At 53.3% G+C, this 23,803-nt stretch carries 24 protein-coding genes, 3 tRNA genes and 1 pseudogene; 14 read left to right on the plus strand and 14 right to left on the minus strand.

Translation table 11 applies throughout. The features are described 5' to 3' along the window. The first annotated feature begins 1 nt into the window (after position 1). The 5 genes from CEK60_RS16035 (at position 2) to CEK60_RS16055 (ending at position 4,111) form a co-directional block, all read left to right on the plus strand. Complete coding sequence (locus CEK60_RS16035) at positions 2-877, plus strand: hypothetical protein (protein WP_089039879.1); 876 nt, start codon at positions 2-4, stop codon at positions 875-877. Beyond that, positions 878-2,299 carry a hypothetical protein gene (locus CEK60_RS16040; RefSeq protein WP_089039880.1) on the plus strand — a complete coding sequence of 474 codons (1,422 nt, stop codon included), beginning with the start codon at positions 878-880 and terminating at the stop codon, positions 2,297-2,299. It begins immediately after the preceding gene. After that, positions 2,296-2,910 carry a hypothetical protein gene (locus CEK60_RS22425; RefSeq protein ID WP_198361379.1) on the plus strand — a complete coding sequence of 205 codons (615 nt, stop codon included), beginning with the start codon at positions 2,296-2,298 and terminating at the stop codon, positions 2,908-2,910. The genes CEK60_RS16040 and CEK60_RS22425 overlap by 4 nt, the downstream gene beginning before the upstream one ends. 261 nt (positions 2,911-3,171) lie before the next feature. After that, positions 3,172-3,369 (plus strand): Com family DNA-binding transcriptional regulator, encoded by a 198-nt coding sequence (locus CEK60_RS23050; protein WP_089039881.1) that lies wholly within the window; start codon positions 3,172-3,174, stop codon positions 3,367-3,369. Beyond that, positions 3,320-4,111: a DNA adenine methylase gene (locus CEK60_RS16055; RefSeq protein ID WP_089039882.1), complete on the plus strand. Its 792-nt coding sequence runs from the start codon at positions 3,320-3,322 to the stop codon at positions 4,109-4,111. The genes CEK60_RS23050 and CEK60_RS16055 overlap by 50 nt, the downstream gene beginning before the upstream one ends. 435 nt (positions 4,112-4,546) lie before the next feature. Here CEK60_RS16055 and CEK60_RS16065 read toward each other — a convergent pair. The 7 genes from CEK60_RS16065 to CEK60_RS16095 all read right to left on the minus strand — a co-directional run bounded on the left by CEK60_RS16065 (position 4,547) and on the right by CEK60_RS16095 (position 9,412). Next, positions 4,547-4,622, minus strand: a tRNA-Thr gene (locus CEK60_RS16065). Positions 4,623-4,694: 72 nt separating this feature from the next. Next, positions 4,695-4,769: transfer RNA gene (locus CEK60_RS16070), tRNA-Gln, on the minus strand. A gap of 5 nt (positions 4,770-4,774) precedes the next feature. Next, positions 4,775-4,850, minus strand: a tRNA-Phe gene (locus tag CEK60_RS16075). A gap of 174 nt (positions 4,851-5,024) precedes the next feature. Then, complete coding sequence (locus CEK60_RS16080; RefSeq protein ID WP_083007102.1) at positions 5,025-5,300, minus strand: oxidative damage protection protein; 276 nt, start codon at positions 5,298-5,300, stop codon at positions 5,025-5,027. Positions 5,301-5,355: 55 nt separating this feature from the next. Continuing rightward, positions 5,356-6,453 (minus strand): A/G-specific adenine glycosylase, encoded by a 1,098-nt coding sequence (gene mutY, locus CEK60_RS16085; protein ID WP_089039884.1) that lies wholly within the window; start codon positions 6,451-6,453, stop codon positions 5,356-5,358. A gap of 143 nt (positions 6,454-6,596) precedes the next feature. Next, complete coding sequence (locus CEK60_RS16090; protein ID WP_089039885.1) at positions 6,597-8,930, minus strand: AsmA family protein; 2,334 nt, start codon at positions 8,928-8,930, stop codon at positions 6,597-6,599. After that, positions 8,927-9,412: an acetyl-CoA sensor PanZ family protein gene (locus tag CEK60_RS16095; RefSeq protein WP_089039886.1), complete on the minus strand. Its 486-nt coding sequence runs from the start codon at positions 9,410-9,412 to the stop codon at positions 8,927-8,929. Before CEK60_RS16095 ends, CEK60_RS16090 begins: the two co-directional genes overlap by 4 nt. A gap of 206 nt (positions 9,413-9,618) precedes the next feature. Here CEK60_RS16095 and hisB point away from each other — a divergent pair, with 206 nt between their 5' ends. The 5 genes from hisB to CEK60_RS16120 are packed head-to-tail and all read left to right on the plus strand — an operon-like array spanning position 9,619 to position 12,999. Beyond that, on the plus strand, positions 9,619-10,212 hold the full coding sequence (hisB, locus tag CEK60_RS16100; protein ID WP_030074661.1) for an imidazoleglycerol-phosphate dehydratase HisB: 594 nt from the start codon (positions 9,619-9,621) through the stop codon (positions 10,210-10,212). 52 nt (positions 10,213-10,264) lie between these two features. Beyond that, on the plus strand, positions 10,265-10,906 hold the full coding sequence (gene hisH / locus CEK60_RS16105; protein WP_038478294.1) for an imidazole glycerol phosphate synthase subunit HisH: 642 nt from the start codon (positions 10,265-10,267) through the stop codon (positions 10,904-10,906). 11 nt (positions 10,907-10,917) lie between these two features. Beyond that, complete coding sequence (gene hisA / locus CEK60_RS16110) at positions 10,918-11,664, plus strand: 1-(5-phosphoribosyl)-5-[(5-phosphoribosylamino)methylideneamino]imidazole-4-carboxamide isomerase (protein ID WP_089039887.1); 747 nt, start codon at positions 10,918-10,920, stop codon at positions 11,662-11,664. After that, on the plus strand, positions 11,661-12,434 hold the full coding sequence (gene hisF / locus CEK60_RS16115; RefSeq protein WP_038478299.1) for an imidazole glycerol phosphate synthase subunit HisF: 774 nt from the start codon (positions 11,661-11,663) through the stop codon (positions 12,432-12,434). The genes hisA and hisF overlap by 4 nt, the downstream gene beginning before the upstream one ends. Before the next feature lie 58 nt (positions 12,435-12,492). Further along, on the plus strand, positions 12,493-12,999 hold the full coding sequence (locus tag CEK60_RS16120) for a hypothetical protein (protein ID WP_089039888.1): 507 nt from the start codon (positions 12,493-12,495) through the stop codon (positions 12,997-12,999). Positions 13,000-13,012: 13 nt separating this feature from the next. On the opposite strand, the gene CEK60_RS16125 is transcribed toward CEK60_RS16120, so the two are convergent. After that, positions 13,013-13,615 (minus strand): YjaG family protein, encoded by a 603-nt coding sequence (locus tag CEK60_RS16125; protein ID WP_089039889.1) that lies wholly within the window; start codon positions 13,613-13,615, stop codon positions 13,013-13,015. Positions 13,616-13,727: 112 nt separating this feature from the next. Here CEK60_RS16125 and CEK60_RS16130 point away from each other — a divergent pair, with 112 nt between their 5' ends. Continuing rightward, on the plus strand, positions 13,728-14,420 hold the full coding sequence (locus CEK60_RS16130) for a type 1 glutamine amidotransferase (RefSeq protein ID WP_089039890.1): 693 nt from the start codon (positions 13,728-13,730) through the stop codon (positions 14,418-14,420). 22 nt (positions 14,421-14,442) lie between these two features. On the opposite strand, the gene mnmH is transcribed toward CEK60_RS16130, so the two are convergent. From mnmH to CEK60_RS16150, 4 genes are all read right to left on the minus strand, one after another. Then, a complete protein-coding gene (gene mnmH / locus CEK60_RS16135) occupies positions 14,443-15,531 on the minus strand; it encodes a tRNA 2-selenouridine(34) synthase MnmH (protein WP_089039891.1) in 1,089 nt (362 codons plus the stop codon). Next, entirely contained in the window at positions 15,528-16,565 is a 1,038-nt protein-coding gene (gene selD / locus CEK60_RS16140; protein ID WP_089039892.1) for a selenide, water dikinase SelD, read from the minus strand. Before selD ends, mnmH begins: the two co-directional genes overlap by 4 nt. A 45-nt stretch (positions 16,566-16,610) precedes the next feature. Next, positions 16,611-17,981 (minus strand): DNA repair protein RadA, encoded by a 1,371-nt coding sequence (gene radA / locus CEK60_RS16145; RefSeq protein WP_089039893.1) that lies wholly within the window; start codon positions 17,979-17,981, stop codon positions 16,611-16,613. A 109-nt stretch (positions 17,982-18,090) separates the two neighbouring features. After that, complete coding sequence (locus tag CEK60_RS16150) at positions 18,091-18,540, minus strand: copper resistance protein NlpE N-terminal domain-containing protein (protein ID WP_089039894.1); 450 nt, start codon at positions 18,538-18,540, stop codon at positions 18,091-18,093. Between the two features lie 164 nt (positions 18,541-18,704). Between CEK60_RS16150 and hisC the strand changes: the two genes are divergently transcribed. Next, positions 18,705-19,766 carry a histidinol-phosphate transaminase gene (hisC, locus tag CEK60_RS16155; protein ID WP_089039895.1) on the plus strand — a complete coding sequence of 354 codons (1,062 nt, stop codon included), beginning with the start codon at positions 18,705-18,707 and terminating at the stop codon, positions 19,764-19,766. Between the two features lie 656 nt (positions 19,767-20,422). Here hisC and tyrS read toward each other — a convergent pair. Then, positions 20,423-21,622 carry a tyrosine--tRNA ligase gene (tyrS, locus tag CEK60_RS16160; RefSeq protein WP_089039896.1) on the minus strand — a complete coding sequence of 400 codons (1,200 nt, stop codon included), beginning with the start codon at positions 21,620-21,622 and terminating at the stop codon, positions 20,423-20,425. Between the two features lie 116 nt (positions 21,623-21,738). On the opposite strand from tyrS, the gene CEK60_RS16165 reads away from it, so the two are divergent. Continuing rightward, on the plus strand, positions 21,739-22,881 hold the full coding sequence (locus tag CEK60_RS16165) for an anhydro-N-acetylmuramic acid kinase (protein WP_089039897.1): 1,143 nt from the start codon (positions 21,739-21,741) through the stop codon (positions 22,879-22,881). Positions 22,882-22,919: 38 nt separating this feature from the next. Here CEK60_RS16165 and CEK60_RS22175 read toward each other — a convergent pair. Beyond that, positions 22,920-23,024: pseudogene (locus CEK60_RS22175) on the minus strand (twitching motility protein PilT); the annotation flags it as partial. A 34-nt stretch (positions 23,025-23,058) separates the two neighbouring features. Here CEK60_RS22175 and CEK60_RS16170 point away from each other — a divergent pair. Then, on the plus strand, positions 23,059-23,775 hold the full coding sequence (locus tag CEK60_RS16170; RefSeq protein ID WP_089039898.1) for a YggS family pyridoxal phosphate-dependent enzyme: 717 nt from the start codon (positions 23,059-23,061) through the stop codon (positions 23,773-23,775). Positions 23,776-23,803 lie beyond the last annotated feature (28 nt).

The following is a 23,803-nucleotide window of genomic DNA, read 5'->3' on the forward strand; positions in this document are numbered from 1 at the left end:
TATGGCACTTGATCCGAAAAAAATCGCGCTGTGCTGGCCCAACTACATCGATGACGCTGTTGTCAGCGGTGGCGCATGGGTGCCCACGCTGCCACTGGAAAAAATTCAGGATGACCGCACTTCTGTCGTCGCCAAGTCAGCCTCGCTCGTCCCTGCCGACACCCAGTTTTCAATCACGCTGCCGAAGCGCGAGCGGCTACAAGTGCTTGCTATTTACGCCCATAACCTCAGCGCGACTGCGACGGTTAGAGTGCGCGCCTACCGCGATGCCGCGCAGACCGACCTCATCTATAACACAGGCTGGCAAAACGTCTGGCCCGTGCTGTACGGGCTAGATGACGTGATATGGGGCAACGACAATTTTTGGAACCGTCGTCTATCAGAAGACGATCGGAAGAAGTACACGCCTCTGATGACGGCGCTATTCGATGAGCGAGTGCTGGGCAGAAGCCTGCATGTTGAGCTGCTCGATACTGCCAACCCGGACGGGGCGATCATGCTCGGCCGCGTGATGCCCGCCGACGTCTGGCAGCCGATCAAAAACCTCGACCACAGCGTTGCTCACGGCTACGACTCCGGCACTCAAATCACCCGAGCAGGCGACTCAAAACGCACAGGCTACGCCCGCCGAGTAACGCCAAAAAGAACAGTCAACTTTAATCTTCCGCTTCTGACCGAAGACGAGGCATTCCTGCGCCTTCACCGGTTGCAACGCACGCAAGACATCGTCGGAGAAATTATTTACCTCTGGTCGCCTGTGCCTAGCCCGGTCAACTTCGCACGCGCCATGGTGGCGCAACAGACCGAGCTAAACGGCATCACACACCCGTATCACGGCAATTACGAGCACGCCATGTCACTACTGGAGATCCTGTAAATGACAAACTCAGTAACGTTCCCCGTCGCACTCGGTGGTGATGGCAAAACATACACAGACGATGCCGATCCCGAAACTGGGCTTGATGGCCTCGGGTATACATCGCGCTTTATCCCATGCCTGCGCCAAGCCGTAGCAATGGCTGGATACACTGCCAAATACGCTGCAAAAATCGACGCAGCGGCTGCGAATGCGGATCGGGCTGAGGATGCTAAACGTTATGTTGAGGCAGTCGCGGAGGCGTACAAAGTTAACCTGCTGGAGCAGTTTAAGCGAGACGCGACGTTGGGCTTGGACTTCGTCGAAGGCCGCTACTGGAAAGATGATGGCGAGCGGTTTGAGACAACAGACTTTACTGAGATTGGGACTATTGATTCGATAACGGATATATACGTTGAGGGCGTAGATGGAAACTTACAAGCTGTTCCGGCGGGGAAAATTGCTCGTCAGTGGCGCGACGGAACAGCGGTCGGCAAGGTTTCTGGTGATGCATCTACAAATACAGCGGCGTACTCAAACGATCCAGATAACTGGAATCTAACATCGGGGGCGTTAATTGAGTCAATTGAAATCGTTAACGGAATTTCGAGAGCCACTGTGCGCTTGCCGACGCAGACAGAGGCAGCCGTTGCGTTTCCATCTAGCCTAGCAAGTGACGGCTTATGGACTATTTCAGCACGAATAAAAATATTAGAGGGCTGGGATGACAGCACGTTAGTTGCCAGCATGGGAGGAGCTAGTCCGTTTCGAGAATTCGTTGATCCGCCGCCCGAAAATAAATGGGGCTGGATACAACGAACAGAGACTGTCTTGGATGGCAGTGGGGACGCTCGAATCATCAGGCGAATAGACAATAATGCGCCAGATATTGTGATTGTTGTTGAAGCGCAACAAGTAGAAGCAGGTCCAATTAGGTCTCCGTACATCCCAGTACAGGGAGCTATATCAGAAGCTCGCTCAGCGAGAAGCGAGACTATCAATTTTGGAAGCGCGGTCAATCCAAGACAGGGAAGTATCATCTTCAAGGCGCAAAACATAAAGCCTGATTCAGTATCAGATTTTGGGCGACTGTTTCAGTTTGATGATGGTACTAGCGATAACAGAATTTATGTTATCAGGCGCTCATCGGGCGCGTACAGCTTTTACATATTAAGCGGCGGTGTTCAGCAGAATGAATTTGTAAGCAAAGGAGGCATGCCCGATGAGCTAACGCTAGTTCTGTCGTGGCAGGATAATGGTCAATGGTTTGTTTGTGCAAACGGTGATGTTTTTAATGTAAAAAACAGCATACAAGCACCGCTTGCATTGAATCGTTTTGGCCCGGGCAGCTCGATATTGGTGGATTACATGGAGACCGAGTACCTATATTACGTGCCTACCCCGATGTCTCAATCAGAAGCTATTGAGGTGACGCAACAATGATCGACGCTATCATATATCTACCCGCTGTCACCGACCTTCCTAGCTCACTCAGGGACGAAGATGGCAATCCAGATCTTACCGACCCGCACGTTATCAACTTCGCTGGAGACCGATTGCACTACGTGCGCATGGCTATTGGCCAACTAGGCGAATGGCGGCCACACGTCACGGTTCTTGCCGAAGCGCAATATACCGGCACAGGCACCGCTGACCGCGTTTACGCACAAATCCAGGCAGATTCCGACGCGTTAGCCCTCTACGAATCAGTCTACGACACAAGCCCACGAGAAGTAGATGACGGCGAAGGTGGCAAAGCAACGTACACGCCCCCTTTCGCATTCGGCATGCTCGCAGAAAGCGTACTGTCAGTACCTGAGTCCGTTTCAAGCCGCCAGGGCATGGAGCAGCTCATCCGCAGCGGATTAGATGAACAGGTCGATTCCGCCATCAACGGCATCACCGACCCCGTAGAGCGCAAGCTGGCGCGTAACTGGTTGGACAAAGCAAGCGTTTGGGAGCGCAACAACCCCCAGCTCTTAGCCATCGGCGGCGCGCTAGGGCTAACGTCAGTAGACGTGGATGCTCTGTTTATAGGAGCAAGCGGCCTATGATGCTCACATCCCTGAGCTAAAATCCCCCTGAGCGGGGGCCGTCACTTTCAACTGCCAATGACACAGTGATCACTCACGATCATCCCCCGATGGGGGCCGTACAGAGCTAATGTAGCAGAAGAGGAGTGGCCACCCAAGGTGCTGTAACACCGAAGGCGGCCACCAACAAGCAGATCAAGCCTGCAAGTCGGCCAAGACTCCCCTACCTCGCGCGAGGCACGGGTAGTCTAAGCCAAACGTTAGATTCGTTATAGGCTTGACATGGTGTTAATCGAAATCCGTTGTAAACAGTGCAACCGCAAGCTGGCAAACGTCAGCGACTACCAGTTCATTGAAATAAAGTGCCCGCGTTGCAGGCACTTAAACCAACAGAGAGCCACGAGCTCCAAACCACCAAAGGAGATGCCTCGTGGCTACCCCAATCATTCCCTGGATGGGCGGCAAACGCCGACTCGCTGACCGGATATTTCCGCTCATGCCGCCTCATCAGTGCTATGTAGAGCCCTTCGCAGGAGGAGCCGCGCTGTTCTTCCTGCGCCCCTCTCCAGCCGATGTCGAGGTGTTGAATGACGTCAACGGCGACCTAGTGAACCTATACCGTGTGGTTCAAAACCACCTGGAGGAATTTGTAAGGCAGTTCAAGTGGGCGCTCTCAAGTCGTCAAGTGTTTGAGTGGCTCAAGATGACCAGGCCAGAAACGCTCACTGATATCCAGCGCGCCGCACGCTTCTACTATCTACAACAGAATGCCTTTGGTGCTCGCATTGAAGGCCAAACATTTGGCACAGCAACCACTACCCCACCAGGCTTAAACCTGCTGCGCTTGGAAGAGTCGCTTTCAGCTGCTCACTTACGGTTGGCCAGTACCTTTATAGAGCACCTAAGCTGGCAAGACTGCATCGAGCGATACGATCGACCGCACACTCTGTTCTATATGGACCCGCCCTACTGGCAGACAGAAGGATATGGGGTACCCTTTGGCATAGAGCAATACGAGGAAATGGCGTGCATGCTGACCAAGCTGAAAGGCAAGGCCATCATCAGCCTCAACGACCACCCAGACATCCGCCGGATCTTCGCGGACTACCACATCGAAACTACCGACATCCGCTACACCGTCGGCGGCGGCAAAGGCTCAGACGCCAAAGAAGTGCTGATCTTCAGCTGGGATGTGGATGCAGAACCGGCAGGGTTGTTTTGAATACATATGGTGAAGTTATGCGAATTACTGATCAGAACTGGAAAGCAGTCAGAGCAAGCGAGGAAGGCCAGGGCTGGCGGGTTGTGTTTACCAACGAGAGGAGTGGCCTCAGTACTAGCAAATATATCCGCGTGCCTCACACTTCTTCAGACGCCATTCTAGACTTAGTTGAAGAAGAAAAGCACCCAGATGATTTCCAGCTCCTAGAGGACATGGAGACTCTTTAAAGCTATGCCAAGTCTTTTGCAAAAGCCTTGGCGATTTTCTAAAAATTCAAGTGCCAAATCTAGCGCCAGGATGTGCCAAAGCTAGCGCGCGCTTACACAGTTGTGAAGGTGCCCACGCTGTAGACAATTTATAGACACATACGAAAAAGCCGCCCTTGCGGACGGCTTAATCTAATTCTCTAACGCTTTGATTTTAACCACTTTTCAGTGGTGCCGACACCAGGAGTCGAACCCGGGACCTACTGATTACAAGTCAGTTGCTCTACCAACTGAGCTATGTCGGCTCTTCGCGCTTTCTTGAGAATATGATTGCTTCACTGTTAAGCTTTGCAATCAACAAGAAATCTTGTTGGCAATGGCTGGGGTACCAGGATTCGAACCTGGGAATGCCGATACCAAAAACCGGTGCCTTACCACTTGGCGATACCCCAACGTTTGGTGGCCAGAGACGGAATCGAACCGCCGACACGGGGATTTTCAATCCCCTGCTCTACCAACTGAGCTATCTGGCCGCTGCCAACGGTGCGTATTAAACTAAAAACTCAGCTTTTCGTCAACACTTTCGTGAAACTTTCTTTCTAGTCACGTGCTTAGGGCACTTCTTTGCAGGGCTCAAAACGTGCAAAAGCCGCGCCATCCGTGGGCTGCACCGAGTTTCACTCCTTACAGCCTTGCTTCCTGAACGCTTAAGCCTGGGTAGGCGGCACGTAACCTTCCGCTTGATCCGTTGCTTCGTTATTTAGAAAACGCTGCATTTGATCCATCAAATAGGCGCGAGCCTCGGGCTCTAACATGTTGAGGTGCTTTTCATTAATCAAGCGCGTTTGCAACGACTGCCACTCTTCCCAGGCCTGCTTAGACACCGTGGCTTGAATCTCTTGGCCCTGCTTACCTGGCAGTGGTGGAAATGGCAGAGCGGGTAGCTCTTGTTGGTACTTGCGGCAAAAAACGGTGGTGCTCATGGTGTACTCCTTTTTGAATAACGCTGCGAATATAAAAGTAATAACGCGTGTGAGGTTAGCGCGACGGCCCCGGCGTTGGATCTAGGGAAAAAGGCGCCAGCTGGCTCAGCAGCGATTTAACCGGCGCAGCCAAGCCAAGCGAGGGCGGTTCGTCAACGTCATACCACACGCCACCTTCTCTTACGCCGTTCAGCCTATCGCAACTAACGGGCTGAGGCGTAATCAATAGCCGAAAATGACTAAACATATGAGTAAAGCTGGGCAGTGGCGCATGGCGTTCGGGGGACGTCACATGATCAGCCAGCCAATCGTCCAGTTCACTATGTTGCTCAAATTGAGGCAGGCTCCATAGGCCTCCCCACAGGCCGCTAGGTGGCCGTTGCTCTAACCACACCCGCCCTTGCCTGTCTCGTAGCATCAGCATAATGGTTTCACGCGTCGGCAAGGCTTTTTTAGGCTTGGATTCGGGAAAGCGCTGCGGCTCACCTTGGGCGTAGGCACGGCATACGTCGTTAAACGGACAGATCAAGCAATCAGGCTTGCTGCGTTTACACAGTGTGGCGCCGAAATCCATGATGGCTTGGGTATAGTCGGCAAGACGGGTATTGGGCGTGAAATACTCAGCCAACGCCCATAGTGAGCGCTCTACTGCTGGTTTGCCTGGCCAGCCAGTAATGGCATGCAAGCGAGTCAGCGATCGTTTTACATTGCCATCTAAAATCGCGGCCTGCTGACCAGAGCTTTGCGCGATGATCGCGCCAGCAGTGGAGCGGCCGATACCCGGCAGCGCCATTAACGCTTCGACACTGTCCGTTGGCAGCTCTCCCCCATGGGACGCTAACGCCACTTGGGCCGCTTTATGCAAATTACGGGCACGGGCGTAGTAACCCAGCCCGGTCCAGAGATGCAGCACGTCGTCCTGAGGTGCGTTGGCCAGTGCTTCTAACGTGGGAAAGCGCGTCATAAAGCGTTTGAAGTAGGGAATAACCGTCGCGACTTGGGTTTGCTGGAGCATAATTTCAGATACCCATACCCGGTAGGCACTTCGGGGCGACTGCCAAGGCAGGTCATGCCGGCCATACTGATCGAACCAGGTAAGCAAGCGGCGTTGAAACTCTTCCGCCGCGAGGCACGGTGTAAACATGTCGGCCATAGGATTTCCTTAAACAGTAAAACGGCACCCTGCAATTAGCCGTCAGTTGGCCTTGCTATTATGTGGCTAACTAACACGCAAAAAAGCGCCGGCGGTAAGGCCGGCGCGCACTGATTGTATCGCTTCAAAACGTGCATGAATGCTCAGTTAAATAGACGACGAATCCCCTCACGAAGTTCCTGACCAGCGCCTTCTCCTAGGCGTTCGTCAATTTGATCAAGCGAATCGCCCAGCCGTTCTTCAAGCGCTTCTTCAAGACGGCCGCCTGCTTCATTACGTAGTAGGTCTATCACCGCTGCCTGAAAAGCCGAACGGTCAAATCGGCACCACTGGGTTTTATCGTCGCCCACATGGCCTTCACAACGAACTGGAAGAGGCAACTGCTCTAAACGCGGGTTCACGTTACAGGCGGCATCGGCTGTGTCGACCAACCTAGCATTTGCCTCAGTCGTAAAATTCAGCGTATTGAGACTGAATTCGCCTTCACCCTGTACATCAATACCAGGAAGGGTGATAAGCAAATCGTCGCTATTTACTACACCATTACGCACTTGGAAGGTCGCATCAAACCGTTCAAAACGCGTATCAGGCTCCCATTCGCGCAGGGTGCCTTCGCCCTCTAGCTGCGCCACTATCTCGCACATTTGCTGAGAGATATTCGTTTGCAGAATCGCTCCGTCGCTTAGCTGCGCAGTTAGCTCGCCGTTAAGATTATTGATGAGCACGTCACGGCGATTGCCTTGAGTCGTCAGTGCACCTTCCAAGTTAAAGCGGCCTCGTAACGGTGATGCCTCTTCACTAAAGGTTTCAATGAGCGGTGCGACCTGAACATCACTGACACGTGGAGAAATCTGCCATTCCAGCACGTTTGCTGTCGCATCTAGACGGCCAGTCGAATTAAGCTCGCCCTCATAAAAACGCGACTCAAAGGCTGTCAGTTGGTGCACTCCATTCTCGCCGCGCAAGCTTAGCGAAGTGTCATCGAACGTTAATCCAGCCAGCACAAGCTGGTCGACGCTTAAGTCCCCCTCTAGCGATAGCGTGCTCAGCCATTCCTGAGGCAATAGTGCCCCATCGGTTTGGGCAAAGGCTTTGCGCAGTATACCTCGGCTAGCTTGTTGAGCGGTTTCCGGACCAGGCAGATAATGATCAATATTCAGTTGGTCGCCTTCCAGATTAAAGGCGAGCCGAGTACCGTCCAGCGCGGCGGAAATATTACCTGTAAAGGTACTGTCGTCCACTACTAAGGAAAGGCGCGGCAGTGCAATACTCGCCATATCGCCTTCAATTGGGCTCGTCATCGCCACATCTCTCAGGGCACTTTCATTGGCCGTATTGAGAGTAATACCTGCGCGAGATAACCAAGGCCGCAATGTAAAAGGCGCTGCGGTGAGTTGGCCACTGTACTGAGGAGAGTCTAAAAGCTTTTCGACATTGAGGTGGCCGCTGACTCTCAGCCCATCCGGCCCGGTTAACTGAGCATCTTTAAACTGAGCAGTTTGCGCCGCCCAGTCACTTTCCAAACCAAATGCCAACGAAAGCGCGAGGCTACCCTGCCAATTGTCTGGATGACGTAAGCCCGCGTCAACGACACCCTCGCGAATCGTAAGTTGCTGCTCACCCATTCGGGCAACTATTTCAGCTGCTTTCAAACTAAGCTGCTGCGGATCACTTTCTCCAGAGCGTCGCGTACGGGTCGTCAGCTGGATATTTTCAAAAACCAACTGCTCATCTTTCAAACCTAAACGAAGACGAGTTTCGAGATTCACTTCGCTGGTCAGGTCGGGCGTACGCTCCAACACCTCTGCATCTAAGCGATTATGCTTAGTTAATGTAAACATGGTTTTTAAAGGGAAGGAGCGTAACGGATTGACGTTGGCGCCTGAAATATTGAGCGGCTGCACACGCCAAAGCGCTTGGCTTTGCTCATCACGGAAGCGAATATCAGCATTTTTCACTTCTACGCTGGCAATATTCAGCACCACCGACAAACTGCCAGCATCTGCGTTGGGGCCAGCGCTTGCAGGCGCCAGTACCGTTTCCGCTGTTTCGTTACCCTGCTCAGCGAGGCGCTCTAGTAACGGCTGCCAATTACCTTCGCCCTGCTCATCCTTTTCAAGGTTTAAGCGCATGCCATCTAGGGTTAAGCCATCAACCGCGATTTCGCCGCGTAATAAAGGAGCAAAGGCTACGCTAACTTCAGCTCGCTCAATGGCGGCAAACGCACTCTCGTTTTGAGCTTGCTCTGGCAGCCACGCTTTTGCCTGCTCAACACTGACCCCTATACGCGGATAAAATGACCATGTGATCGGGCCTTCCAACGCTAGATTCAGGCCAGTTTGTTCTTCTACCACCGCGGTTAGCCGAGGCTTGAAATCTTCTGGGTCAAGAAAAGTGGTGACATACACCACTGCAGCAACGGCAACAATCGCTAAAATACCTACCGCAGCCAGCAAAATACGTAGTAGATGATTCATTGCCCTTTTCCTTGTGGGTCGAGCTCAACAAAATCACTGGTGATGGAATCATCCGACGGCGCGGATGATTCAGGGGCTACGGGGCGATAACCAAGCTTTGAGAGCAGTACTCGATCGGCTAACGGCAGCGACGACGTTGCGATGCGCAGCACACGCCCTTCCTGTTTTGCCTGCTCACCTAACAGTGCCATTAGTCGTGTGCCTACGCCACGCCGTCGGGTGGGTTTACGCACGCACAGCTCGGAGAGCCACCAGGCGCGGTCAGCTGCCTCTTTTATCGCCACTGCACCGAGCAGTCGATCATTAAAATGTGCGCAGGCAAAAAAGTGCTGCCCTTTTAAATGCTGTTCAATAAAAGGGGCGACCGTTGGTGTAGGCATTCGCTCTTGGGGCGCATCTTCATAAATGCGTATTAGGTCAATACGCACCTGCTCCTCTGCTTCCCAACGGGCCTGGTCGACGTAATCCAATGTCACCGGCATGGTGAAATCCTCTTTGCCAAAGCAGCAAGGCTGCTATTCTACCGCCAGCAAAGGCGGCTACCTTTCGCGCATTGTAGCGGATGGGGGTGCCGATTCACTATAATGGTCGCTTTTGGCACAGGTTATGCTTTGATCTAGCGGTGTTAACATTACCCGACGATCCACCAATACCCCCTCAGAGTGCGCATCAGCGCAGGAGATGCAACATGTCAGCGCGTATTGCCACGGTAAGCCGTGACACCAACGAAACGCAGATTACGGTCAGCGTCAACCTTGATGGCGAAGGCCGTCTCCGCAGCGACACCGGCGTTCCGTTTCTTGATCATATGCTTGATCAAGTAGCTCGCCATGGGATGGTGGATCTCGATATTGACGCAAAAGGCGATCTGCACATCGATGATCACCACACAGTTGAAGATCTAGGCATTACCCTAGGCCAAGCATTTCACCAAGCGATCGGCGATAAACGCGGCATCTACCGCTATGGGCATGCTTACGTTCCTCTTGATGAAGCGTTGTCCCGTGTGGTTATCGACTTCTCCGGCCGTCCAGGTCTCTATATGAATGTCGACTTCACCCGCGATACCATTGGCCGTATGGATACCCAGCTGTTTTGGGAATTTTTCCAAGGCTTCGTCAACCATGCGCGCGTCACCCTGCATATTGACAATATAAAAGGCTTTAATGCTCACCATCAGGCTGAGACTATATTTAAAGCGTTTGGCCGCGCGCTGCGCATGGCGGTGGCAGAAGACCCGCGTATGGCGGGACAAATGCCGTCTACCAAAGGAAGCCTATAATGCCGGGTATTGCAGCGAGTGGTAGCTCGCCAACGATCACAAGGAGCGCTTTATGACCATCGCGGTAATCGATTATGGAATGGGCAACCTGCACTCTGTGGCAAAAGCGCTTGAGCACGTCACCCACGAAAATGTGATTATTACTCGCGACCCGCGACGTATTTTAGGTGCAACGCGCCTAGTACTCCCGGGCCAAGGGGCTATTAGGGACTGTGTAGGCGAGCTGGAACGTACCGAGCTACGCGGCTTAGTCGATGACATCCTTACCCGTCAAGCGAAACCACTATTGGGTATTTGCGTGGGCCAGCAAATGCTGATGGAACGTAGCGAAGAGAACGGTGGCGTAGATTGCCTAGGCTTTTTCCATGGCAGCGTTGATCGTTTTCCGGCCAATATGCGCGATGATTACGAACAGCGCTTAAAAGTCCCGCACATGGGCTGGAACCTTGTAGCGCAGCATCACGATCACCCGCTATGGTCAGGCATTGACGATAACGAACACTTCTATTTTGTACACAGCTACTACGTTAATGCGACTGACGACGCGCAAGTGTTTGGTACTACCCAGTACGGCAAGGTTTGCGCCCATGTAGCGATTGGCCGTGACGCCACCTTCGCTGTGCAGTTCCATCCTGAAAAAAGCTCCCGCGCGGGCCTTCGCCTGCTAGAAAACTTTGTCACCTGGACGCCCTGAGAGGTTTCACAATGTTGGTAATTCCCGCGATTGATCTCAAAGACGGCCAGTGTGTGCGCTTGAAGCAAGGCCGCATGGAAGATTCAACGTCCTACGGCGATGACCCTGTTGCCATGGCCGCTCGCTGGGTAGAAGCGGGTGCTCGCCGCCTGCACTTGGTTGACCTAAACGGCGCTTTTGAAGGCAAGCCGATGAACGGCGAGGCAGTCACCGCAATTGCGCGCGCCTACCCTAAGCTGCCCATCCAAATTGGCGGCGGTATCCGCTCAGCGGAAACCATTGAGCATTATTTAAATGCCGGGGTTTCTTACGTCATTATTGGCACTAAAGCAGTTAAAGAGCCGAACTTCGTGGGCGAAATGTGCCGTGCGTTCCCAGGCCACATTATTGTTGGCCTGGATGCTAAAGATGGCTATGTGGCCACCGATGGCTGGGCGGAAGTATCCACTTTAAAGGCGACCGAGCTCGCCAAGCGCTTTGCCAATGACGGCGTTTCCAGCATTGTCTATACCGACATTGCCCGCGATGGCATGATGCAAGGCGTCAATGTAGAAGCCACGGCTGCGCTAGCCCGTGAAGGTGGCTTACCAGTGATTGCTTCCGGCGGCGTCACCAATTTAGACGACATTCGTGCGCTGTGTGATGTCGCTGACAGCGGCATTTTAGGCGCGATTACCGGCCGCGCGATCTATGAAGGCAGCCTCGATGTGGCAGAAGCTCAGCGCTTGAGCGACCAGCTTAGCGGAGGCGCCAAATGAGTTTAGCGAAACGTATTATCCCTTGCTTAGATGTCGATGCCGGACGCGTGGTGAAAGGCGTTAACTTTGTTGGCATCCGTGATGCAGGCGACCCGGTCGAAATTGCTCAGCGCTATAACCAGCAGGGTGCCGATGAAATCACCTTTCTCGATATTACCGCCAGCCATGAAAACCGTGACACAACGGTCGACATGGTAGAGCGCATTGCCGGTGAAGTGTTTATTCCCCTCACCGTGGGGGGAGGCATCCGCAGTTGCGATGATATTCGCACGATGCTGAATGCAGGGGCTGACAAAGTCTCCATCAATACCGCCGCGGTGACCAACCCCGAGTTTGTTCGCGAAGCCGCCGAGCGCTTTGGCAGCCAATGTATTGTGGTGGCGATTGACGCTAAGAAGGTGTCTAAAGAAGGCGAGCCTCCTCGCTGGGAAATATTCACTCACGGTGGGCGTCGACCAACGGGACTGGATGCCATCGAGTGGGCCAAAAAGATGGTAGAGTTTGGTGCTGGCGAGTTATTGCTCACCAGTATGGATCGCGACGGCACTAAAGTGGGTTTTGATCTGGGGGTGACCCATGCTATTTCTGAAGCCGTCAGCGTGCCGGTGATTGCTTCTGGCGGTGTAGGAAACTTGGACCACTTAGTAGACGGCGTACTCAAAGGTGGTGCCGATGCGGTATTGGCAGCAAGCATCTTCCACTTTGGTGAATATACGATACCAGAAGCAAAACGTTACATGGCGGAACGTGGCATCGAAATGCGCCTTTAACGAAACCTCCTAGTAGCGAAACCACTTAGCAAAAAGCCCTTCTCTCAGGAGCAGTGACATGCCTCGTTATTATCAATGGGCAGGAGGGATAGCAGGGATTTGGCTGAGCACTACCGTCTCAGCCTTTTCTTTGCCAGATTGGCCTCCCTCCTTAGAACTCGATCACACACTGGTGCAAACCAGTTTGCTAACGCGCCACTTCGATCCTGACCCTGACCATACCAATCAGCAAAAACTGGCAAGCATTGAACTACATAATCCAGACCGCTGGTTAGCAGGGGCAGCATGGTTTAAAAACTCATTTGATCAACCAACCTGGTATTTTTATGCTGGGCGTGAATTCCCGCTTTGGCAATTTGCCGAAGAGATCAACGTACGCGCCAAGCTAACTGGCGGGCTACTACACGGCTATAAAGGTGAATATCGCGACAAGATTCCCTTTAACCACTTAGGCACGGCGCCTGCACTGCTACCCAGCATTGGCGTGCAATGGGGGCGCGTAGAATCAGATCTTATCATCTTCGGCACCGCCGGCATGATGGTCACGGCGGGCCTGCGGTTTTAACCGGCTTCGACAGCTACTCCTCGCCCTCGTCTAAGGTTAAACCAAGATTACTAATGCCGTTATTACGCCCTAGCTGACGAATTTCTTTTAGGGAGGCTTTAGTAATTGGCTCACTCACGGCGTCCAAAACAGCGTCCTGGAAATCATTTTCGTCGGCCATCAAGGGATGGTCGCGAATGATCAGCGCAAGCGCCTGGGCATCTTCTTCACCTTCCGTTAGCTCGATAAAAGCGCGCACGCCCGCTCGCGAGGTGCGGCTGACATCTAACACGGCTTCGGGCGACTCCCCCAGCAGCGTATCCAGCAGCGCGGATACCGACACAACAGCATCTAACGCTCGGCGCGCCCCAAAGCTCTCATCATCTTCCGGAGGTTCGCACTCAGCCAGCTTTTCCGCTTGCCGAGCAAAGTCAATGCTCGCATTCGAAACGCTCAGACGTTCCCACACCAGGCTCAGCACAGTACGCAGTGTATGTTCGTCACCTAACCCCGTGGTTTGTTGATAAAGCGCGTAGTTAGGTAGCAGACGTTCACACAGGGCTGCCATGAACGCTTGCTGAGCGGGCAACGGCAACTGTTGAAGCCGCTGGTAAAATCCTAGGGGTTTAGCCACCATGCTGATTTCCTGGGTCACAATATTGGTGAAATGAACGCGATACGTTATCGTCGCACAAACGCGGCAGGAGATCCCTATCGCGTTATTAACATCGGCCGGCGAGGAGATTACCATGCATATCCATCTGCTACAGCACGGCCCTGACCATGGTCCCGCTCGTCTAACTGACTGGCTTGAGAGTATGGGCCATAGTTACACCGTTTTTCATCTTTATGCGGGCGAGCTAACCCCACGACCAGGTGAGTGCGACGCGCTAATTATACTGGATGGCCCTGAACGTCTAGTAAATGATCCACCCGATTGGTTTAAAGCCGAACGCAAGCTGATTAACCGCTATCTGGATGGGCAGAAACCAGTATTGGGTATTGGCTTAGGCGCACTGTGGATAGCGGAGGCGCTGGATGCCGTTATTGCACCAGGCACCTACCCTGAAATTGGCTGGCACCAAATAACACTTGCCCCAGAAAGCACCTTTGACCTACCCGAACAATTTGAGGCATTTATGAGGCACCGCCTCGTGTTCAGCTTACCGGAAAGCGCACTACCGCTAGGCGGCAGTGCAGCAGCACCACTGCAAGGTTTTTCGTGGGACGCCGGGCGTGTCGTCGGTTTACTGTGTCATTTCGAAGCGACGGCTTCTAGCGTATCACCACTGCTCAATGCCGATGAGTGGCCACAGCCCAAAACTGCCGCAGCAGGACGCTTTATACAAACCAGTGAACAGATCCTAGAAGATGCTGGACGCTTTCATCAGCTAGCTCCGCTGTTAGACCGCATGATGACCCAATGGCTGAAAGCGGCATAAGCTATAGATGCATACAACGCCGCTAAGCGCTCCACTGCCTAGCGGCTTCTAAGCAGCTTTCCCAATCGCCAACATGCAGTTCCACAGGGCGGTTATCTCGCTGCTTTTCAAGATGATAGCGATAAAGTGGGTCGTAATATTCGGTCAACAGTGGCGCAAGCCATGCTTCGTGGGCTCGAATATTCCCTAGTGCATGGGCATCAAAAGCCATACCTTGTAATCGCTGTAGACGCTGCAATCGGGCATTGCCTAAGCGTTTCGCCAAACGCTCCAGGGCATTGGCTAATTGGAGTCGCATACGTTGCCAGCCCTCTTGCTGGCCGTAACGGGCAGTGTAGCGCTGTTCAAGTGCTTCGATATAGTCACGGCGCAACTGCTCTAAACGCCAATCCAAGGGCATCTCAATGCGTATTCGCGGCGCACGCTGCAGGGCATGCCAAAAGGTAAGCGGAATATTGGCATTACCGATTTGCCGCGACTCATCTTCTACCACTAAGCTTCCCGTCAGCCCAATTAAGCGCTTGGCTAAGGCATGCTCAAAATCAATTTGTGTTGTCGGCTCTTCTGGCTGCCTCCCAAACGCCGACCCTTTATGGTTGGCAAACGCCTCCAGATCAATGCCGTTACTCAATTGATTAATTAGCGTCGTTTTCGCGCAACCCGTCAGCCCCGCCACGACCAGCATCGGCTGGCTGGCAGCCTCATCAATGCGCTGACATAGCCGTTGCCGCATCGCTTTCCAGCCACCGTCAATGCGCGGCCGGTTGATGCCTGCATCAGCAAGCCATTGCTGTGCAATTTGCGAACGCAGCCCTCCGCGAAAACAGTAGATAATAGCGTCTGGCTGACGCGCTACGTATCCCAGCCACGCGTCAACGCGTGCTCGTTTAGTGTCACCGCTGACTAAACGTTCACCTAACCCGATTGCTGCCTGCTGTCCGTGCTGTTTATAAGCAATACCCACTTGATGGCGCTCATCATCAACCATTAACGGTAAGTTAACCGCGCCAGGCAAACTGCCTTGAACAAATTCAACCGGGGCGCGCACATCTATCAGCGGTGTTGTTTGCGCAATTAAGTTCAATGATGCCGGAACAGTGGCTAGCGTCATCCAATGACCTCAATCAAAACGTCGCCTTGAGCTGCCTTCATGGTGCCAAACGGCACCAAGGTAAGACTGTGCTCACGACCAATACGCTCTACATCGTCTTCCCAGGCAGGGTCGACACTGATCAGCAAACCACCTGACGTCTGAGGATCACACAGCCATTGCCAGTGAGCATCGTCCATCGCAGGCAACGCTTTGCCAAGGGCTTCGCGGTTGCGCAGCGAACCCCCGGGGACAGCGCCCTGCCGACGGTAGGCTTCGGCTTCTGCTAAACGGGGTAAGCGGCGAAAATCGATCTGCGCCATCACACCGCTTGCGCTGCACATTTCAGCTAGGTGTCCAGCAAGGCCAAACCCGGTGACATCCGTCATAGCGTTAACGCCTTTCACCTTAGCTAACTCAACACCGATATGATTGGGCTTGAGCATCGTTTCACGAGCAAGGCCGTGATGGCCAGCCTCTAACAAACCCCGTTTTTCGGCTGTGGTTAGTAGCCCTACGCCAAGTGGCTTGGTTAGGAATAACAGGTCATTAGGCTTTGCTTGGCTGTTGAGCTTTAAATGCGCTAAATCGACTAACCCATTGACCGCCAAACCAAACATCGGCTCAGGAGCGTCGATCGAGTGACCGCCCGCTAACGCCACCCCTAGCTCACGACAAACAGCCTGGGCACCGGCAACAACATCTCCCGCGATTTCTGCGCTGAGTTTATCCAGCGGCCAACCTAAAATCCCTAATGCCATGACCGGCGTGCCACCCATGGCATAGACATCGCTAATCGCGTTAGTGGCAGCAATACGACCAAAATCAAAGGGGTCATCGACAATCGGCATAAAGAAATCGGTGGTCGCAATCATGCCGCGGCCATCACCCAAATCATACACCGCTGCGTCTTCGCGTCCTTTGTTACCGACAATGAGCCGTTTATGGCCTGCGGCAGGCCCAGCTTTAGCAAGAATCCCATCCAGTACATCTGGTGCAATTTTGCAGCCGCAACCCGCTCCGTGACTATATTGGGTTAACCGAATTGCACTCATGGCGCCTCTCCTTAGTCTTAATGCTTTTCCTTAGCATAGCTTACGCTACAACGCTTCCAGGGCATCGCTCAATTTATCGACAGGGATAACCTCCATTCCCTTCGGAGCCTGCTTGGGTGCGTTGCCGCGCGGAACAATTGCCCTTAGAAAACCGTGCTTAGCCGCTTCAGCAATGCGTTCTTGCCCACTGGGCACTGGTCGAATTTCTCCTGAAAGCCCCACTTCGCCAAACACCACCAGCTCTTTTGGCAGTGCGCGATTTTGCAGACTGGACACCACGGCTAACAGCACCGCTAAGTCAGCACTGGTTTCGAGCACTTTCACCCCACCCACCACGTTAAGGAAGACATCCTGATCACCGGTAAACAGACCACCGTGGCGATTTAATACGGCTAGCAGCATGGCAAGTCGGTTTTGATCGACGCCAACGGCAACACGGCGAGGATTACCCAGGGCAGACTCATCCACCAATGCCTGCACCTCCACTAGAATTGGCCGAGTGCCTTCCCACACCACCATGACCAAGCTACCGGGTGCCTGCTCTTCTTGGCGTGAGAGGAAAATCGCACTGGGGTTTTTAACCTCTTTCAAGCCTTGCTCGAGCATTGCAAACACACCCAGCTCATTCACCGCGCCGAAGCGGTTTTTCTGGCCGCGGAGCGTTCTAAATCGAGAATCAGCTCCGCCCTCTAATAGCAACGAAGCATCAATCATGTGCTCCAGCACTTTAGGACCCGCCAGCGTGCCATCTTTGGTCACATGACCAACCAGCAAAAGAACCGTGTTCGTTTGCTTAGCGAAGCGTGTCAGCGCTGCCGCAGATTCCCGCACCTGTGCCACGCCCCCCGGCGCAGAGCTGATATCTTCCAGATGCATAGTCTGGATGGAGTCAATCACCAGAATCTCTGGCTTCTCCCGTTCAGATACCGCCAAGATGGTTTCCACGCTGGTCTCGGCCAACATTTTCAAGCCATTAGTAGGCAGCTGTAAGCGGTGGGCGCGCATGGCGACTTGGGAAAGCGACTCCTCCCCAGTGACATATAGAATACGCCGCTGCTGAGCGAGCTTGCAGGCAGTTTGTAGAAGCAGTGTAGATTTACCAGCGCCTGGATTCCCCCCCAGTAACACAGCGGAACCCGGCACTAAGCCTCCACCCAGCACACGGTCAAACTCGGCAAAGGTCGAGGTAAGGCGAGGAACCTCACTGAGATCCACATTGCTAAGATCCACTACATCGCGCGACAGGTCTCCAGCATAGCCCGCTCGTCCCGTCGCAGTACCACCTCCAGGTCGCGCACTGGTCAAACGAATCTCACTTAGCGTGTTCCACTCCTGGCAGCTGGAGCACTGGCCTTGCCACTTTCGATACTCTGCACCGCACTCGGTACATACAAAGGCACTCTTCGCTTTCGCCACCGCCCTGTTGCTCCTGTTGATATATTGATGTCGCCACTGAGATTTATGCATCAGATCGCTAGAAATGCAAAAGGCGGCCAATGGCCGCCTTTGAGCGTCGCTTCACACTTTATTGACGCTGTAACTGCAGCATTTCGCCATTCTCGAAACGACGACGCTCTGGGTCGATCAGCTCCAGCGTGCGCTCACTGATACGCTGGAAGTAGTAAATCTGACCATCGCCATTCGGCGTTAATTCATAGACAGTAGCATCCGGATCAGACGGCGTGCCCGTCAACACTTCCCAGTTACCTGCATAGTTTTCGTCTGGTGGTGTTTGTGGATGATTACGATAAGTGGCGTTTAACGTGAACGTCCGTTCTTCAGGAGCACTCATTTCTTCGCCTATCATCGTCACATCCAAGTCGATACCATCGCAGTTGCGGCAAGGCAGCGTACCTTGGTAATTGACTTGAGAAGCAGTCATTCCTGCATCTTCACTCTGGCCCGTCGGGCCAGCTGCACAGCCCGCCAGCAGTGCCAACATAGCCGAGCCGGCTAGCAAACTCCTAAATTGCATTGAGTGTCTCCTTATCGTGTTGGACATACATTTCTTTCGCGCGCTTATGACAGCATAACCGCTACAAGGTGCGACGCCCACCCCCTTACTTACTTGAATGCTTGCGCTCGGGCAGCCATCGGGTGACCATGGGGTATTAACATTAGGATAATCAGGTTACCCGCATGAGCCAATACTGGAGTCCAGCTGTTCGGGAGCTTACCCCCTATGTGCCAGGTGAGCAGCCCCGCGAACAGGTTATTAAACTCAACACCAATGAAAACCCTTACCCACCCGCGCCAGGGGTGAGCAAGGCGCTGCGCAATTATGCCATCGATCATTTGCGCTTGTATCCTGACCCTACCTCTTATGCATTGCGTACAGCGCTGGCTGAAAGCTATGGGGTTAGCGTGGCAGAAACCTTCGTCGGCAATGGGTCAGATGAAGTGCTCGCGTTTGCGTTTCAGGCCTTCTTCTGCCACGACGCACCGCTGGATGTCCCCTCAATCACCTATAGCTTCTACCCTGTTTACGCCAATCTTTATGGCGTCACGCTTCGCAAACACCCGCTAAATGCCCAGTGGGAAGTTGATATCGATGCCCTGGCGAGTGCATCAGAGCGCAGCGGCGTTATTTTTGCCAACCCAAACGCACCGACTGGACACGCGCACTCCCTCGAAGCCATTGAGGCTCTGCTTAAGCGCGTGACAAACCGGGTTGTATTAATTGATGAGGCTTATGTTGATTTCGGCGCAGAAAGCGCTGTCGCCTTAGTTGAGCGCTACCCTAACCTACTAGTCACGGGAACGTTCTCTAAATCACGTAGCTTGGCTGGTTTACGCTTGGGCTATGCCATTGGCTCCCCAGAACTGATTGATGGACTTCAGCGGGTAAAAGACTCGTTTAACTCCTATCCCGTCGATAGTCTAGCGAGCCTCATCGGCATTGAAGCCCTTAAGGATGAAGAACATTTTAACGCCTGCCGAAATAATGTGATCACGACTCGAGAGCGCACACGTCAGCGTCTTGAGCAGCTAGGGTTTGAAGTGTTGCCATCAAAAGCCAACTTCGTGCTTGCTCAACATCCTAACATTGAAGGTGCTCAGCTGTTTGCAGGCCTCCGCGAGCGAGGAGTCTTGGTACGTCACTTTAATACTGACGCGCTCAACAACTTCTTGCGCATCACCATCGGTACAGATGATGAAATGGATAGTTTAATAGAGGCATTGGAAGCAATCTGCCGCTAATTTTCACCGTTCCATGCATAAAAATCCCCAATGCACGAGGCTCTGAGGGATTTTTCAGACAGTCCATAACCAATAGCACCAACAAAAAACCCCAGCTTCAGTTGAAGCTGGGGTTTTTCTTGATAGGTGCCTGACGAAGCCCTCCGCGCCACCCTCGTCATTCCCGCAGGCCCTTAGCGGGAATCCATGTTGGGCTGAGGTTTCGGACTGCTGCAGGCCAAGGTCAAGGTAGATTCCCGATAACCCCACTCGGGAATGACGGTGCAATGGCTCAGGAATGACGTGTGGCGACTTGAGCATGACGTGCGGTGCACGCTTCGGGAGGTGGCCACATTGTTATACCTCCGCGCCGCCCTCGGCCTCAGCGAGGAAGGCGTATTCTACGCACTTCCTGGTGTTTGTCAATCACTGTTTTGAGTGAGTGAAGCGAGTGAACGAAGAAAGCGAGATAACGTTGCTTTCTGGCGTGGCTCGTTTCAAAAAGCGCAGGAAGACATCGAAGCATGTTGCTGCTGAGTTCTTCTAACTCTCTGACAAACCGAAGGTTTTCACCTTCAATCACCGCTGGTAACGCTGTGCGTCCCCGGCAGCGGATGCGTACTTTACGGATTCGCTGCCGTCTTGGCAAGTGTTTTTTGAGAAAGTTATCGAAAACGTTAGGTAAGCGTCACACGAGCATAACGTTTCTTACCTGCCTGGATAACGTAGGCGCTACCCGTAGCTAACATCGTGTCTTGGGCAACAACATCCCCATCGACTTTCACACTACCGTTTTTCAACATGTCTTTGGCTTGCGCACTGTTCTTGGTGAGACCAGAGCGATTGAGTACTGCCGCGATAGGCGCCTGCTCATTACCTTCGAAATCTACTTCTACTTCAGGTAGGTCTTCCGGCAACTCACCTTCCGCTAGCTGATTACCCGCCGACTTGTGTGCATTGGCGGCAGCTTCATCGCCGTGGTAACGGGCAATAAGCTCACGGGCTAGCTCCATTTTCACGTCACGCGGATTAGCCCCCGCCTCAACGCTCTGCTTGAGCGCATCGATCTCTTCGTTGGATTTCAAAGAGAGCAGCTCAAAGTAACGCCACATTAAGCTATCGGGCATAGACACTAGCTTATTGAACATAGAGCCCGGCGCTTCATCGACACCAACATAGTTGCCCAACGACTTGGACATTTTTTGCACGCCGTCCAGGCCTTCGAGCAGCGGCATGGTGATCACGACCTGAGGCTCTTGGCCGAAGTGCTTTTGAATTTCTCGGCCCATCAACAGGTTAAATTTCTGATCGGTCCCACCTAACTCAACATCCGCCTCAAGCGCGACTGAGTCGTAGCCTTGGACGAGCGGGTAGAGAAACTCGTGGATCGCGATAGATTGGTTAGCTTTATAACGCTTTTCAAAGTCATCACGCTCAAGCATCCGCGCGACCGTGCTTTGCGCTGCCAACTCAATCATTTTAGCGGCGCTTAATTCACCAAACCATTCGGCGTTAAAGCGCACCTCGGTCTTTTCGGGATCGAGGATTTTAAACACCTGCTCTTTATAGGTTTCAGCGTTGGCTTTTACGTCGGCCTCGGTGAGCGGTTTACGAGTAACGTTTTTGCCAGTGGGGTCACCGATACGACCAGTGAAATCCCCGATCAAGAAAATAACGGTGTGCCCGAGATCCTGGAACTGGCGCATTTTCGTCAGCAGCACACTATGCCCAAGGTGCAAATCAGGTGCTGTCGGATCAAACCCTGCTTTAATACGCAGCTTACGGCCAGACGCCAGCTTTTTCTTCAGCTCATCCTCTACCAGGATTTCATGCGTGCCTCGCGACAGTAGCGCTAACGCCTGATCCACCTCACTCATTGCCTCTCTCTCCATGTAATATGTGCCATATAGGCGTCAGATATCGAATAACCGGCGATGTTACCATGCCCTATCGCCTTGGTTGAGCCTTCACTACGTTTTGGATGAGCCGCTTTATGAAAACGCCCCACCCTACCTTACCGTCGTACTATGTTGGCTTAATGTCGGGCACCAGCCTGGACGGCATTGATGCGGCGTTGGTCGCTATAACGCCGCACTCGCCACCGGAGCTCATTGCTACGCATGCGTCGCCCATGCCTCAGTCGCTTCATAACCTACTGCTGAACTTGTGTCATGCCGAGCAAGTGAGCTTTGCTGAGCTGGCAGCGGCCGAAACCGAATTTTGCCAGCTACAGGCAAACGCTGTGAAAGCACTGCTGGCTCAGCAACAGATCTCAGCAGCGCAAATTAGTGCTATTGGTAGCCATGGACAAACAATCGAGCATGCTCCCAGCGGCCACCACGGCGGCCCTGCCTATACACTACAGCTGGACAACCCCAGCCTGTTGGCCGAATTAACCGGCTGCACGGTGGTGGCTGATTTTCGCCGACGAGACTTAGCCGCTGGTGGTCAAGCAGCGCCGCTGGCACCAGCATTTCATCAAGCCCTTTTTGGTCGCCAGACAAGCGAGCAGCTTGTTTTAAACCTAGGAGGCTTTGCGAATCTGACGTGGCTACCCAGCGATACCAGCATTCCTGCCACTGGCTTTGATACAGGACCCGCTAATGTGCTGTTAGATGCTTGGTTCTCAAAACATCACGACGGACGCTTTGACCAAAATGGCACCTGGGCCTCTCGCGGACAGGTCGATCAAGCGCTACTAAAACGCCTGCTAAACGAGCCGTTTTTTCATCAACCGCCGCCGCGCAGCACCGGGCGCGAACTATTTCACTTGGCCTGGCTAGAAAACAAGCTAACGGGCAACGAAACGGCTTGCGATGTGCAAACCACGTTAGCGGAACTGACCGCGATAAGCGTTGCCCAGGGCATTCAGCAATTGTCCGCGACCCACGATAGCATGACCTTAATTGCGTGCGGCGGCGGTGCACATAACAGCTATTTAATGGCGAGGCTAGCGGCGCATTTGCCCCATGCGACGTTTAAGTCTCCCGCCGACTTAGGCTGGCCCGAAGACTGGATTGAAGCAGGCGCTTTTGCCTGGCTCGCCCATCAACGTTTACATGGCCTGCCCGGCAACTTACCTTCCGTCACTGGTGCCAGTGGCCCAAGAGTTCTGGGTGGCATTTACGCCTGCTGATTGACACCAACGCTTCCCATGGCGGGTAGATTAAGTCAACGGCTAACACCATCAGCACGTATCATAGGTGGAAGCCCAGCAGAAAGGTGCTGATTAGATGCATTCTGCTTTGCCGAGAACACCAGCAGTTCGGTAATATCCATCTCTCTTTTCCCAGCAGTGGTAAGGTGCTTGAGTATGACAGACATCGCGCTTCCCGAGTCACTCGCCCAGGCCCGCGAACGCCTGAGTAACGCATTAAAAAAGGCTGAACGCCCACTCGATAGCGCAACGCTGCTAGCCGTTAGTAAAACAAAGCCCGCTTCCATGATTCGCCAAGCCTGGCAGCATGGGCAGCGTGAATTCGGCGAAAACTATCTGCAAGAAGCACTGGAAAAACAAGCCGAACTGGCCGACTTAGACGGTATTGTGTGGCATTTTATTGGCCCACTACAGTCCAACAAAACCCGCGCAGCGGCAGAAAGCTTCGCTTGGGTACATAGCGTTGACCGCTTAAAAATAGCCAAACGGCTTAGCGAACAACGCCCGGAACACTTACCACCACTCAACATTTGTTTGCAGGTCAATATTAGCCACGAGGCTTCTAAGTCGGGCGTCATGCCCGATGAGGTAATGGCACTAGCGAAAGAAGTGGCCGCCCTGCCACGGCTGTGTCTACGTGGACTCATGGCGATTCCGGCCCCGGCCAACAGCCTTGCAGAACAGCGGGCGCCGCTTGCGGCCTTGCGACAACTTTTGGAAACCCTTCAGACAGCGCTCCCGGATGCCCCTCTGGATACGCTATCGATGGGGATGAGCGACGATTTAGAAGCCGCTGTTTTAGAGGGCGCAACGCTGGTACGTTTAGGAACGGCGATTTTTGGCGCACGCACCACTCAACACGCGACTCAGTAACACTGCTAATTGAAGAGCGTAAAGACGA

It is taken from the genome of Halomonas sp. N3-2A (assembly GCF_002216165.1).
GTDB lineage: Bacteria > Pseudomonadota > Gammaproteobacteria > Pseudomonadales > Halomonadaceae > Vreelandella.

Coding starts and splice junctions, on each gene's coding strand:
- CEK60_RS16035 (WP_089039879.1), top strand. CDS start 2: ATGGCACTTGATCCGAAAAAAATCGCGCTGTGCTGGCCCAACTACATC.
- CEK60_RS16080 (WP_083007102.1), bottom strand. CDS start 5,300: ATGAGCACCACCGTTTTTTGCCGCAAGTACCAACAAGAGCTACCCGCT.
- CEK60_RS23050 (WP_089039881.1), top strand. CDS start 3,172: ATGGTGTTAATCGAAATCCGTTGTAAACAGTGCAACCGCAAGCTGGCA.
- hisC (WP_089039895.1), top strand. CDS start 18,705: ATGAGCCAATACTGGAGTCCAGCTGTTCGGGAGCTTACCCCCTATGTG.
- selD (WP_089039892.1), bottom strand. CDS start 16,565: ATGAGTGCAATTCGGTTAACCCAATATAGTCACGGAGCGGGTTGCGGC.
- CEK60_RS16165 (WP_089039897.1), top strand. CDS start 21,739: ATGAAAACGCCCCACCCTACCTTACCGTCGTACTATGTTGGCTTAATG.
- CEK60_RS16150 (WP_089039894.1), bottom strand. CDS start 18,540: ATGCAATTTAGGAGTTTGCTAGCCGGCTCGGCTATGTTGGCACTGCTG.
- CEK60_RS16095 (WP_089039886.1), bottom strand. CDS start 9,412: ATGCCGGTGACATTGGATTACGTCGACCAGGCCCGTTGGGAAGCAGAG.
- CEK60_RS16170 (WP_089039898.1), top strand. CDS start 23,059: ATGACAGACATCGCGCTTCCCGAGTCACTCGCCCAGGCCCGCGAACGC.
- hisA (WP_089039887.1), top strand. CDS start 10,918: ATGTTGGTAATTCCCGCGATTGATCTCAAAGACGGCCAGTGTGTGCGC.
- hisF (WP_038478299.1), top strand. CDS start 11,661: ATGAGTTTAGCGAAACGTATTATCCCTTGCTTAGATGTCGATGCCGGA.
- CEK60_RS16040 (WP_089039880.1), top strand. CDS start 878: ATGACAAACTCAGTAACGTTCCCCGTCGCACTCGGTGGTGATGGCAAA.
- CEK60_RS16120 (WP_089039888.1), top strand. CDS start 12,493: ATGCCTCGTTATTATCAATGGGCAGGAGGGATAGCAGGGATTTGGCTG.
- CEK60_RS16130 (WP_089039890.1), top strand. CDS start 13,728: ATGCATATCCATCTGCTACAGCACGGCCCTGACCATGGTCCCGCTCGT.
- CEK60_RS22425 (WP_198361379.1), top strand. CDS start 2,296: ATGATCGACGCTATCATATATCTACCCGCTGTCACCGACCTTCCTAGC.
- tyrS (WP_089039896.1), bottom strand. CDS start 21,622: ATGAGTGAGGTGGATCAGGCGTTAGCGCTACTGTCGCGAGGCACGCAT.
- mnmH (WP_089039891.1), bottom strand. CDS start 15,531: ATGACGCTAGCCACTGTTCCGGCATCATTGAACTTAATTGCGCAAACA.
- mutY (WP_089039884.1), bottom strand. CDS start 6,453: ATGGCCGACATGTTTACACCGTGCCTCGCGGCGGAAGAGTTTCAACGC.
- hisB (WP_030074661.1), top strand. CDS start 9,619: ATGTCAGCGCGTATTGCCACGGTAAGCCGTGACACCAACGAAACGCAG.
- CEK60_RS16090 (WP_089039885.1), bottom strand. CDS start 8,930: ATGAATCATCTACTACGTATTTTGCTGGCTGCGGTAGGTATTTTAGCG.
- hisH (WP_038478294.1), top strand. CDS start 10,265: ATGACCATCGCGGTAATCGATTATGGAATGGGCAACCTGCACTCTGTG.
- CEK60_RS16125 (WP_089039889.1), bottom strand. CDS start 13,615: ATGGTGGCTAAACCCCTAGGATTTTACCAGCGGCTTCAACAGTTGCCG.